This window comes from Vibrio sp. RE86, assembly GCF_013114545.1.
Classification (GTDB): domain Bacteria; phylum Pseudomonadota; class Gammaproteobacteria; order Enterobacterales; family Vibrionaceae; genus Vibrio.
Genome location: NZ_VTXI01000006.1, coordinates 13,368 through 25,835, shown reverse-complemented (window position 1 = coordinate 25,835; position 12,468 = coordinate 13,368). Strand labels below are relative to the sequence as shown.

Annotated in this window: 9 protein-coding genes; 6 read left to right on the top strand and 3 right to left on the bottom strand. The window is 46.2% G+C overall.

Features of this window, described 5'->3' with window-relative positions; translation table 11 throughout:
* Positions 1–27 precede the first annotated feature (27 nt).
* Entirely contained in the window at positions 28–1,725 is a 1,698-nt protein-coding gene (hutU, locus tag F0231_RS07655; RefSeq protein WP_171759137.1) for a urocanate hydratase, read from the top strand.
* Positions 1,726–1,736: 11 nt separating this feature from the next.
* On the top strand, positions 1,737–3,278 hold the full coding sequence (hutH, locus tag F0231_RS07650; protein WP_171759136.1) for a histidine ammonia-lyase: 1,542 nt from the start codon (positions 1,737–1,739) through the stop codon (positions 3,276–3,278).
* 56 nt (positions 3,279–3,334) lie between these two features.
* On the opposite strand, the gene F0231_RS07645 is transcribed toward hutH, so the two are convergent.
* The 3 genes from F0231_RS07645 to F0231_RS07635 all read right to left on the bottom strand — a co-directional run bounded on the left by F0231_RS07645 (position 3,335) and on the right by F0231_RS07635 (position 8,655).
* A complete protein-coding gene (locus F0231_RS07645) occupies positions 3,335–4,948 on the bottom strand; it encodes a trypsin-like serine protease (protein ID WP_171759135.1) in 1,614 nt (537 codons plus the stop codon).
* Between the two features lie 142 nt (positions 4,949–5,090).
* On the bottom strand, positions 5,091–5,552 hold the full coding sequence (locus F0231_RS07640; protein ID WP_171759134.1) for an isoprenylcysteine carboxylmethyltransferase family protein: 462 nt from the start codon (positions 5,550–5,552) through the stop codon (positions 5,091–5,093).
* Between the two features lie 70 nt (positions 5,553–5,622).
* Entirely contained in the window at positions 5,623–8,655 is a 3,033-nt protein-coding gene (locus tag F0231_RS07635; RefSeq protein WP_171759133.1) for an FAD-binding and (Fe-S)-binding domain-containing protein, read from the bottom strand.
* Positions 8,656–8,859: 204 nt separating this feature from the next.
* On the opposite strand from F0231_RS07635, the gene F0231_RS07630 reads away from it, so the two are divergent.
* The 4 genes from F0231_RS07630 (at position 8,860) to F0231_RS07615 (ending at position 12,384) form a co-directional block, all read left to right on the top strand.
* On the top strand, positions 8,860–9,537 hold the full coding sequence (locus F0231_RS07630; protein ID WP_171759132.1) for a DUF3334 family protein: 678 nt from the start codon (positions 8,860–8,862) through the stop codon (positions 9,535–9,537).
* Between the two features lie 154 nt (positions 9,538–9,691).
* The gene (locus tag F0231_RS07625) at positions 9,692–10,375 is read left to right on the top strand and encodes a DUF2786 domain-containing protein (protein WP_171759131.1); all 684 of its coding nucleotides are present in this window, start codon (positions 9,692–9,694) and stop codon (positions 10,373–10,375) included.
* 143 nt (positions 10,376–10,518) lie between these two features.
* Complete coding sequence (locus F0231_RS07620) at positions 10,519–11,187, top strand: OmpA family protein (RefSeq protein ID WP_171759130.1); 669 nt, start codon at positions 10,519–10,521, stop codon at positions 11,185–11,187.
* A 156-nt stretch (positions 11,188–11,343) separates the two neighbouring features.
* A complete protein-coding gene (locus F0231_RS07615; protein WP_171759129.1) occupies positions 11,344–12,384 on the top strand; it encodes a J domain-containing protein in 1,041 nt (346 codons plus the stop codon).
* Positions 12,385–12,468: the final 84 nt, after the last annotated feature.

The window sequence follows — 12,468 nt, the reverse complement described above, 5'->3', positions numbered from 1 at the left end:
ATAACGTGAACAACAAGGAGTTTTACCATGACACAACGCCAAGCGGATGACTTGCGTCTCGATACTACAAGAACAATTCGTGCTCCCCACGGCACAACATTGAGAGCGAAATCTTGGTTAACAGAAGCCCCTCTACGTATGTTGATGAATAACCTCGACCCAGATGTAGCCGAACACCCACACTCGCTAGTGGTATACGGCGGCATCGGTCGCGCAGCAAGAAACTGGGCGTGTTATGACAAGATTGTTGAAGTGTTAGAGCGTCTGGAAGATGACCAAACGTTACTGGTTCAGTCTGGCAAGCCTGTAGGTGTATTCCCTACCCATAAGAATGCCCCTCGCGTATTGATTGCGAACTCTAACCTAGTGCCACATTGGGCAAACTGGGAGCACTTCAATGAGCTAGATAAAGAAGGTCTAATGATGTACGGCCAAATGACGGCGGGCAGCTGGATCTACATCGGGTCACAGGGTATTGTTCAAGGCACTTACGAGACTTTTGTCTCTGTGGCGAAGAAGCACTTTGATGGTGAAGCGAAAGGCCGTTGGGTACTCACTGGTGGTCTTGGTGGAATGGGTGGCGCTCAGCCCCTTGCTGCAACTATGGCCGGTTTCTCTATGATTGCCGTAGAATGTGACGAATCACGTATCGATTACCGCCTGAGAACAGGTTATGTTGATAAGAAGGCCACAAGCTTAGACGAAGCGTTAGCGATTATCTATGAATCAGAGACCCCAGTTTCCGTTGGTCTTCTTGGCAATGCTGCTGACATTTTCCCTGAACTGGTTGAACGCAACATCACGCCGGATGTGACCACAGACCAAACCTCGGCACATGACCCGCTCAACGGCTACCTACCGATTGGTTGGTCTATGGAGCATGCCGCAGATATGCGTCAAAAGAACGAGAGCATGGTTGTTGAGGCTGCAAAGGAGTCAATGGCAATCCAAGTTAAAGCGATGCTGACGCTTCAAGAGCGCGGCTCTGCGACTCTCGATTACGGAAACAACATTCGCCAGATGGCTCTTGAGAAAGGTGTCGAGAATGCCTTCGATTTCCCTGGGTTTGTACCTGCTTATATCCGCCCACTTTTCTGTGAAGGCATTGGGCCTTTCCGTTGGGCTGCACTATCTGGCGATCCAGAAGATATCTACAAAACAGATCAGAAAGTGAAAGAGCTGATTCCAGATAACCCACATCTACACAACTGGTTAGATATGGCGCGTGAACGTATTCAGTTCCAAGGCCTACCTGCTCGAATTTGTTGGGTTGGACTTAAAGATCGTGAGCGCCTAGGCCAAGCGTTCAACGAAATGGTTAAAAACGGCGAGCTAAAAGCGCCGGTTGTGATTGGACGTGACCATTTAGACTCTGGCTCGGTAGCGAGTCCTAACCGAGAGACTGAAGGTATGATGGACGGCTCTGATGCAGTATCAGACTGGCCACTACTTAATGCTCTGCTTAATACCGCTGGCGGTGCAACTTGGGTTTCTTTGCATCACGGTGGTGGCGTTGGAATGGGCTTTTCACAACACTCTGGTATGGTTATCTGCTGTGACGGTAGTGAAGATGCATCACAACGTATCGCTCGTGTTCTGCACAACGACCCAGCAACGGGTGTTATGCGTCATGCAGATGCGGGTTATGACATTGCTAAGCAGTGTGCGGCAACACAAGAGCTCGATCTACCTATGCTAAACGAAGAACTGCGCAAGCTTAAATAAGGATTATGATGATGTTAAACCTCGTTCTCAAACCGGGACAATTGAACTTGCCGTTGCTACGTCAAATTAGCCGTTCGCCTATCAACCTCTCTCTCGACCCAGAAGCTTTTCCTGCAATCGAGGAAAGCATGCAAGTGGTCGAGCAAGTCATCGCTGAAGATAGAACGGTCTATGGGATCAATACCGGTTTTGGTTTGCTTGCAAACACTCGTATTGCTCCAGAGGATCTAGAGACACTGCAAAAGAGTATTGTCCTCTCCCATGCAGCTGGTATTGGTGAGTTCATGTCCGATGAGACAGTTAGACTTATGATGGTACTTAAAATCAACAGTCTTTCACGTGGCTATTCAGGTATTCGCCTTAAAGTCATTCAAGCCTTAATCGATTTGGTGAACTCTCAAGTCTACCCTTGCGTACCTCAAAAAGGTTCTGTGGGTGCTTCTGGCGACCTAGCCCCTCTTGCTCACATGAGTACTGTACTACTGGGTGAAGGCCAAGCTCGCCATAACGGGAAAGTAATTTCGGGTATTGAGGCACTAAAGATCGCAGGTCTAGAGCCAATAACACTAGCCCCTAAAGAAGGCTTAGCACTACTTAACGGCACGCAAGCGTCTACCGCTTTTGCTTTAGAGGGGCTTTTTGCTGCCGAAGATTTGTTTGCTTCAGCGACTGTGTGTGGTGCAATGTCTGTCGAAGCTGCCCTAGGTAGTCGTCGTCCGTTCGATCCACGTATCCACCGAGTGCGCGGTCACCGTGGTCAAATGGACGCAGCTCTAGCTTACAGACATTTACTTGATATCAGCAGTGAAATTGGCGATTCGCATACTGGTTGTGAAAAGGTACAAGACCCTTACTCTTTGCGTTGTCAGCCTCAAGTCATGGGGGCGTGCTTACAGCAAATCCGAAATGCCGCAGACATCCTGCAAGTGGAAGCGAACTCCGTATCTGATAACCCGTTAGTGTTTGCTGAAGATGGCGACATTATCTCGGGTGGTAACTTCCACGCAGAACCTGTTGCTATGGCAGCAGATAACCTAGCATTGGCGATTGCGGAAGTCGGTAGCTTGTCTGAACGCCGCATGGCGCTGTTGATTGACAGTGCGCTCTCTAAACTTCCACCATTCCTTGTTGATAATGGCGGCGTAAACTCGGGCTTTATGATTGCTCAAGTGACGTCTGCTGCTCTTGCAAGTGAGAATAAGACCCTTGCTCACCCTGCATCAGTCGATAGCTTACCAACCTCAGCAAACCAAGAAGATCACGTGTCGATGGCAACGTTTGCAGGTCGAAGATTACGTGACATGGCTGAAAACACACGCGGTATTCTAGCCGTGGAATATCTATCGGCAGCTCAAGGGTTGGATTTTAGAGCGCCTAACAAGTCCTCAACTCGCATTGAAGAAGCAAAGCATATTCTGCGTGAAAAAGTGTCGTTCTACGATAAAGACCGCTACTTTGCACCTGATATCGAAGCGGCGAATGCGCTGCTAAAACTTGCGGTTCATAATCATTTGATGCCTGAATCACTCCTGCCAAGTATCCTCAACAGCTAACCGAAGATCTTTCAATCAATATGAAAAAGCCCTGCATCAATCGCAGGGCTTTGTTGTTATCGTCTTCTTTTACATAGCAATAGCAGTAACAAACTAAACCAGCCAAGGCTGCCACCACCCCCAGACCCACCGGTCGATGCGCTATTGGTTGTCACTGTTCCTGATTGTCTAAAGTTACTCACAAAAGCAGCATCTTCACCCGTGTCTATCGAATGGTCTTTCTGATAAACAAATTTAATCGTGTTCGATTCAAACGGTAATGTGGCTTCGTGAGTAAAACTTCTCTCACCACTGACTCCGCTTCCTTGAGATTCACCATTGATGTACAAATAAAGGACGTCCGCATAGGCCTCTGTCGCAAGTCGAACATCAAACTCGTACACACCGGCTGAAATGCCATCGAGAATCAGCGTAGATTGTTCAGAATGATTGATTGCTGCAGACCTGACACCATCTGAACCATTTATTGTCCATGGATTGTCGTCGGTGTAGACATTAACGCCACTCAAGTTCAAGTTAGAGGCCAACGACACATCACCTGGAACCGCAGCCTCAACGCCAATCGTGATATTTTCTGATATATATCCATTTTGATAGTAACTCAAGGTCATAGTAAATGACGTCGCACCATAACGTGTAAGCTCATACGAAATGGTGATTGCACACGACTGATCGACCGCCAACCAAATATTATCGAGGCAAGAGTTGCTAGTTACGCTCACGTTCTCAGCAGTCGAGGAGTTTAGAGAAGGTGGAATGCCAAATGAGAATGAATCGTTACTGTAGTTGGTAAACTCAAAGGTGTGACTATAGGTGCCAAGATCTAAATAACCTTTGTCTTCATACTGTACAAAGCTCAAGCCTGCGGTCTTTTCATCGACCCAAGAACGGTATTTACTCAGGTTAGTGTAGACACCATAACTGCCTTGCTCACCACAGCGAGTGTTACCCCAACTAACTAACCCTAACTGAACTCCTGTATTTTCTACAACAATTGGGCCGCCACTATCACCACGACAAGAGTCATAACCTTCGTTTGGTGTACCTGCGCAAAAGCTAGGACTATCGGTGTTACTGGCAACACCGCTCATCGCTTGGCTACACGTTTGTTGGTTTACCAACGGGACGGTTACTTCCTGTAAGATTGTTGGCGAAGTGGGATTGCCATACTCAGGAGTTGTAGAGCCCCACCCTGCAACTTTGAGTGATGTGTCATCGGCAGTCGCCTCTCGCGTGGCTGAGGTCGCAATCGAAACAGGTGACGCTTCATTGGTGGTAATCGCTCGTGAAAGCTCAAGTACAGCGATATCATTGTTTAAAGACACCGAATCATAATCTGGGTGGACGAATATCGATTTCACTGACACTCGAGTACCTTCAGATGCTGCGTTGTTAAGATCATTAATTCCAACAATCACATCAAGGCCAGCTTTTTTTAGATCATCGACACAGTGCGCAGCAGTTAGTACATAACGATCCTTAATTAAGCTACCACCACAAAACTGCCCTTGGTAAGCATCTTGATTTTTATAGACAAGTGCAGCGATGTAGTTCCAATCAGAGGGGCTTGCATCTGAACCATCAATGATTCGAGGAGAGACTTCTACTGCAGACACTTGAGTTGCAAACAACGCACAACCCAAAGCAGTAGGAATAGACCAACGTGACATATCAATTTCCTATTGATTTTATAAAACCAATAAATGATATAAATTCTCACCATAGAAGAATAGTAGTTATAACTGATTTTTGTACGAAATCACATAATTTTGAGTGTTAAATCAATATTGAGACCTAAACCGAATCAAACACTTAAATCCAACGCCTAACTCGCTGTTTATAATCTAGATATTCCGCACCAAACAAGGATTCTAAGGCTTGTTCTTCAGGTTTGATTTGAAAGCGATTCATGTAGAGCACAAAGGAGAAAGAGAAACCCACCGATAACAGGTTTTGCTGCCAGTATGCGAAACCGAAAAGTAGTAAAAAAAGGCCAAGATACATTGGATTTCGAGTGCAGGAGAAAATACCCGAATCTACAACGCTTGAAGCATTATCGACTTTAACCGGATTAACCGTCGTTTGCGCTCTGCGAAACTCATACACGCCAGATAGGCCAACCACTCCGGCCAAAAGAAAGCAGATAGTAAACACAACGCCATTCAGTGGTAAGTCCGTTGTGAAGAATTGGAACTCATGACTGATGTGATTGATCATCACGACAAACAACACAAATAAAGCGACAGGTGGAACCTTTCTTTCTAATGCGTCCATCAACCTTCCTCTTTAGGAACATGTAAACAACATAAAAATAGCCCAACGACTGGCGTTGGGCTATGCGACTTTAGATGATACTCAATAGCGCTTGTAGAGGATGCTTTACCTTAGTCTCTTCAAAACGCTTAACCTGACTACGGCACGAATAGCCCGTGACCAAGCAACGTTCTTGAGGTAAGTCTTGTAACCTCGGTTTCCAGCTCAAAGCATAAATGTCTTTCGACATCTGCAACTTATCGACTTCGTGACCAAAGGTACCCGCCATACCACAACAGCCTACAGGGATGGTATCCAGCCTTGCGCCAAAGTGAGCAAAAATAGCGCCCCACTCTTTCTCAGCGTTTGGCATTTTGGTCTTTTCGGTACAATGGGCGAACAAATACCAAGGTTCGTCACCATTTGACGCCTGTTGTTCAAACTCAGCAAGCTTCGGCTCTAACCACTCATGAACCGTTAAAACCTCGAAGTCACCGCGCTTCTCTTGTAATACCTCTTGGTACTCATCGCGATAACACAATACCAAAGCAGGATCGACACCAACCAGCGGAACACCAACATCAGCAACTTGTTGAAGGAAGGCTGCGGTATTTTTTGCGCTATCCGCGAACTTTTTCAAGAAGCCTTTCACGTGTTGCGCCTTTCCGTTCGGCTTGAAAGGCAGCAGCATTGGCGTTTTACCCAACTTGGTAACTAAGGTCGCAAAGTCTTCAACCACTTGTGCGTCGTAGTAACTCGTAAATGGGTCTTGGACGATAACAACGTGATTCTGCTTATCTTGTCCCGATAGTGCAGCCAACTCCTGTAGGTTGAACTCCTTTAGGCCTGACAAACGTTGCTTCAATGTTGGAACCGACAAAATTGGGGAATCCACATAACCCACCGACTTAGCGGTAAGATCCTGAACCCATTTCTGTTTCAACGCGCCGTTGACCAGCTTAGGCGCTTTAGCAAGTAGGGGCAGCATAGTCTCGATATTCGCCACCAAGTAGTCTTTTGCAGGGCGTTGATAACGTGAGTAGTAAATATTTAAGAATCGAGAGCGGAAGCTTGGTACATCGACCTTAATCGGACACTGGCTCGCACACGCTTTACATGCAAGACAACCATTCATTGCTTCGTAAACTTCGTGTGAAAAGTCGTACTCATGGCGTCTGTTTAGACTATTTCGAGCTCGGTCAACCATGCTCTTGATGGTGCTATCACCTTTTAGGGTTTGTTGCTCCAAATCGAGAATATCAATCCCTTGGTCGGTCAACTGACGAAGCCATTCGCGCACCAAGCCAGCTCGGCCTTTCGGAGAGTGTCGACGATCCGCAGTCACTTTCATTGAAGGGCACATCGGTGATGCCGTGTCATAGTTAAAGCATAAGCCGTTGCCGTTACACTCCATTGCTTGTTTGAAGCTGTCTCTTACTTCGACATCAATTTGTCGATCGTAGAAACCACGCTTGGTATCGGTCACTTTGACTAACTCTTGATTACTCTCAAGCGGCGTACAGATCTTACCTGGGTTCATCTTATTGTGCGGGTCAAATGCTGACTTCACTCGGCGCAGTTCCGTAAATAGCTCTTGACCAAAGAAATCAGGGCCATATTCCGAACGGAAACCTTTACCGTGCTCACCCCACATTAGACCGCCATATTTCGCCACCAGCTTGACCACCTCATCAGAGATCTCATGCATTAGGGCTTCTTGTTTCGGATCACACAAGTCCAAAGCAGGACGCACGTGCAATACGCCAGCATCGACGTGGCCGAACATGCCATAGTTAAGCGATTTAGCATCTAGAAGTTGACGAAACTCGGCAATAAAGTCCGCTAGGTTTTCTGGTGGAACACAGGTGTCTTCAGCAAAGGCAACGGGCTTAGCGCGTCCTTTGGCGGCACCAAGTAGACCTACTGCCTTTTTGCGCATGTTATAGATTCGACCAATACTCGCTAAGTCACTACACACTTGGTAACCAATAATGCCCGCTTCGTTGTTTTCGAGCATCGACTCAAGACGCTGGCTTAACGCCTCGACTTGCTGCTGAACTTCTTGTTCGTTCTGGCCCGCAAACTCAACCATGTTGATGCCCTGCATGTCTTTGCCAGGAACGTCGGTCAACAAGTCACTCACGGTGTGCCAAACAATGTCTTGCTTGGCTAGGTTAAGCACTCGCGAGTCTACCGTTTCTACCGATAAAGCATGAGCTTCAACCATAAATGGGGCGTTACGAAGTGCAGAATCAAAGCTATTGTATTTAACATTCACCAAAGTACGCGCCTTTGGTATTGGTGTCAGGTTAAGTTTTGCTTCAGTAATAAATGCGAGTGAACCTTCAGCACCACACAACACTCGCGTTAAATCGAACTTGTCGTTCTCAACATCCAGAGCATTTTTTAAGTCATAACCGGTCAAAAATCGGTTGAGTGGCGGGAACTTAGCTTCAATTTGAGTGCGTTTATCACGACACACCTGCTCAGTCGTTTGATAAGCCGTATGCGCGTACTCCCCTTCGGTTGGGAGACCGTTCGACAAGTCGGACTCTAAGCACGAACCGTCAGCAAAAACCGCTTGCAGAGAGAGCACATGGTCGGAAGTTTTACCATACTTTAATGAGCCTTGCCCGGACGCATCGGTATTGATCATACCGCCAAGCGTCGCTCGGTTACTGGTAGACAAATCCGGCGAGAAGAAATAACCGTATGGGCGAACCGCATCATTAAGCTGATCTTTGACCACGCCGGTTTGGACACGAACCCAACCTTCCTCTTCGTTTATCTCTAACACTTTGTTCATGTGTCGAGAGAGATCCACCACAATCCCTTTGGTCAGCGATTGGCCGTTAGTGCCTGTACCACCGCCACGTGGAGAGAAAGTAATACGCTCGTACTTCGAATCGCTACTCAGCTTACCAATAAGAATGACATCGTCCGTACTTTTAGGGTGGACAACCGCTTGTGGAAGTTGTTGATAGACGCTGTTATCGGTAGAAACCGCGAGGCGGCTTGAATACTGGCTTTCGATATCGCCACTAAAGCCTGATTCTTCCAGTGATTTAAGAAATTTGAGAACAATCGGATCGACATCCGACTGGGAATGTAATCTTGGTAACATTTGCTTCCTGCCCCCTACGACGCTGATCCAATCAGCACTGGGTTCGCTAAATTTATGACTATTATTTGAATTAGGTCACTTTACAACATTTAAAAGGGTGATCAAAACAGAAATGCAGTGTCAGAATGGAACATATCGCATTTTTTTCCCACACTTATAAAAGAGTCTATCAATTTAGTAAGTGTCTCTATGAGCGAATCATCAATGAAGAAAAATAAAGTCATCACAACGGAAGATATCCTTTTGAAGCTATGCCAGTCCGTTTCTAGCGTACTGAGCTCAGCAACTAGTTCACAAGTTTCTTACTCTGCTATGGTACAAAAAATTACCAAGACGAGTTTAAAGCCTGATTTTGGTTGTTTTGTTCTCTTTGACGGCGGATTCTCTGGCTTGGTTGTTATCAATTTCACCTCTAAAGCTGCACTAGAGGTTTACACCAATTACATGCGTAATATGGGCATGCCTGAAGAAGAGTTGGCCGTTTTGCATACCTCAGACGAAGTGGCAGACGTGCTTGGCGAGCTAATGAACCAGCTGGTTGGCAACTTCACCAACCAAGTGCGTAAAGATCTTCAAACGCATATCACGCAAAACCAGCCTAAGATGTTAGCGCTTAACAAACAGGTAAACCTCTCTGTCGATACGAACCTCGACCGCCCACAAGCGCGCCGTGTGACGTTCTCGACTGAACAAGGCAACATCTTCTACCTAGAGCTAGCAATGGATAAAACCGAGTTCATCCAATTGGAAGAGTTTGAAGCGATTGAAGATGAATGCCCAGATACGATTCTGGAGCAGACTCAACAGAAGATGAAAGCGAAAAGTAAAGCTGCAGAAGCAGATATGAACCCTAACGATTTACTTGATGAGTTAGGTATATAAATCGAGCTTCAAAACAACACTGTAGGCCGCCAAAATAAGGCGGCCTTTTTATACCCATTGACCTAGTTCCTCATAACAATAAGTCATTTCCGTTTTCTGTCATAAAACGTTAAAATATCCGACTTTGTTAAATTAGTGAGTTTTAACGCGGTAGATGGATAAAAAGAAAGCCCTTAAGAAAATTGCAAAATGTTTAGAGCTTGGTAACTCTGCCAACGTAAACGAAGCAGCCAATGCGATTAAAATGGCTCATCGTCTGATGCTGAAATACGGCCTCGATAAAGACGATATTGAGTTCATTAAAATGGGCAAGACCCAATCTACCCACCTGCTGCCAGCGAATGTGGGTTCGAACCTACTGCGCATCATTCGTGGCATTAATACCAAATTTGGTGTTGAAGCGGTTCTACTCAACCATAAAGGCCTTAAACGTGTCGAATTTATCGGTGAAGCGGATCGCGCTATTTTTGCTGCGTTTGCCTTTGACATCGTCTACCGAGAAATGAATGAACAGACCGGTAAATTCCGTAATAGCTTTTCTGGTAGCGGTACCTCAACTGTTGAAGTGACACGCCGTGTTAACTCATTCCTATCTGGCTGGGTGGAAGGAGCATTAGAAAAGCTACCGATCATCACCCCTGATGACGAATCTGCAAAAAAGATCGACGATTATATCGACAAAGAGTTCAAAAACATTGACCGTGAAACCTTTAAGCAGCAGCTTAGAGAGGCAATGAAGAATCTCACTGAAGATTACGAAGTTGGACTCAAAAAAGGACGCACCGTTTCGGTCAATCGCCCTATCAATGGCGCACAAGCTCCCAAGATGCTCAGATAGAGCAAACAATAATCAGGTGCTGTATCAAATGCTCTATTTATGACTTTTTCATTGACATAGGGAATGTCATTAGGTTAATTCTCTTATCCACGATATGCCAGTAAACAGACTGGCGATAACCAGTATTACACGGAGATGTTAACGTGAAAAAAGTAACACTAGCACTAGCAGTTGCAATCGCTCTAACCGGTTGTCAGGCGACACAACGTCAATCAGCAACAACAGGTGAAACTGAAACAAACTCAGCAGCTAAAGGCGCTCTTATCGGTGCACTTGCTGGCGCGGCTGTTGGCTTAGCAACTGGTGATGATGCCACAGAGCGTCGTCAACACGCACTGATTGGTGCTGCTGGTGGCGCCGCTGTCGGTGGTGGCGTGGGCTACTATTTCGACCAGCAGGAAGCGGCTCTGCGCCAAGAACTACTTGATTCTGGCGTTCAAGTTGAGCGCGTTGGTGAAAATCAGCTTCTTCTTCGCCTAGAAAACGGAATTGGCTTCCAGTCTAGCTCATACGCACTTGACCCGAGCATTCATAATACGCTTCGCGGTGTTGCGCGTATTCTTGTCGAATACCCTGACACCAGCTTAGTGATTGATGGTCACACTGATAGCACAGGCAGCGATAAAACAAACCAAGTGCTGTCTGAAAATCGCGCCGAGTCTGTACGCTCTTACCTAGTATCGCAAGGCGTTGCAGCAGGCCGTGCTATTGCACGCGGTAACGGCGAACGTTACCCACTCTGCAGCAACGACACTACACAAGGCCGTGCATGTAACCGCCGTGTAGAAATTCAAATCCTGCCTCTAAAATAAGTTCAGGCTCGACGAATACACTCTTATTCATGGCTTCTTCGGAAGCCATTTTTGTTGCTCAACAGCTTAATCCTATCCCTAAATTAGCTATTTTTTATGAGTCATTGATATACTCATCAAACAGTTGGCTCGTTTTGCATCAGTACTGAGGCTCATTTGCGCATTTTATTCCTTTTCTTTCTGTTCAGTTCCACCATTGCATCCGCTCAATCTATTGAAGAGCTTACTCAAAGTGCCCAGAACAACAATACCCATGCACAAGTCGAACTTGCCAATCGATACTTTGAAGGCAATCAAATCGAACAATCCTACCCCGAGGCACTGTATTGGTTTGAACAAGCAGCCACGTCAGGAAGCGAAAGTGCCGCCGTCCAACTCGGTAAGATGTATATAAAAGGTCTCGGAACGAAAACGGACAATGAACACGCCATCTTCTGGTTGAGTAAGGCTGCGCACGCAGGAAACACTCAAGCATCTCTGTTACTTGGTCAACTCTATGAGAGCCTGTCTGAGAAACCGGACAACCTAGAATTTGCTGAGCTTTGGTATCAAGCTGCCTCGCAAAAAGACCCTGAAGCTGAAGAAGCGTACGCTCGTATTTTAGAACAACAATTCAATGCGCAGCGTGCAAAGCAAGTCGCCACCATAGACCAGCTAGAAGTCGCGTTTAATTCCAATGAGATAGAGCTCAGCCCAAAGGCGCGCTCTATTGAGCAAAGTCAGCGTGCAACGCACTACCCTCTTTATGGCGCTCTCGCTGTTTTAGTTCTTTCAATGGTGATCATTGCCTGGCAACTCAAGGCAAATCGAGCCCTTAGAAGTTCTCAAAACAGCGCGGACTCCGACTCGAAGCGACAGCTCGTAAAGCTAGAACGAGAGTTAAAACGCAGAGAGCAAACCCTAAAGCAGCAAAAACGACAACTTGAGACGATGTACAAACACATCAAGAAGCTTCAAGCTGCGCCTAAACCGACGACAAAAAGTTCAATGCCAAACAAGTCAGAAAAGGAAAAACCTTTAACGGTCGCTTGTGCAATTTTTGGTTATACGCCAACGACCATTCCAAACGAAAAACAGATCAAGGTGAGATACAAGCAGTTATGCAAGATCTACCATCCTGACTTGAAAGGCAGCCATGATGAGATGAAGCGCTTAAACCAAGCCTTAAAGATCATAATCAAAGAAGTTAACAAATAGTTACAAAGTGATATTCAGTTTCTTTTGAAAATACTAGAGCCTTCTAAACTCAAGGTTCCGCAATCGATCTCGCTCCCATTAACA

Bases quoted from the DNA above. Each gene is read 5' to 3' on its own strand.
- hutU (WP_171759137.1), top strand. From the start codon at position 28: ATGACACAACGCCAAGCGGATGACTTGCGTCTCGATACTACAAGAACA.
- hutH (WP_171759136.1), top strand. From the start codon at position 1,737: ATGTTAAACCTCGTTCTCAAACCGGGACAATTGAACTTGCCGTTGCTA.
- F0231_RS07645 (WP_171759135.1), bottom strand. From the start codon at position 4,948: ATGTCACGTTGGTCTATTCCTACTGCTTTGGGTTGTGCGTTGTTTGCA.
- F0231_RS07640 (WP_171759134.1), bottom strand. From the start codon at position 5,552: ATGGACGCATTAGAAAGAAAGGTTCCACCTGTCGCTTTATTTGTGTTG.
- F0231_RS07635 (WP_171759133.1), bottom strand. From the start codon at position 8,655: ATGTTACCAAGATTACATTCCCAGTCGGATGTCGATCCGATTGTTCTC.
- F0231_RS07630 (WP_171759132.1), top strand. From the start codon at position 8,860: ATGAAGAAAAATAAAGTCATCACAACGGAAGATATCCTTTTGAAGCTA.
- F0231_RS07625 (WP_171759131.1), top strand. From the start codon at position 9,692: ATGGATAAAAAGAAAGCCCTTAAGAAAATTGCAAAATGTTTAGAGCTT.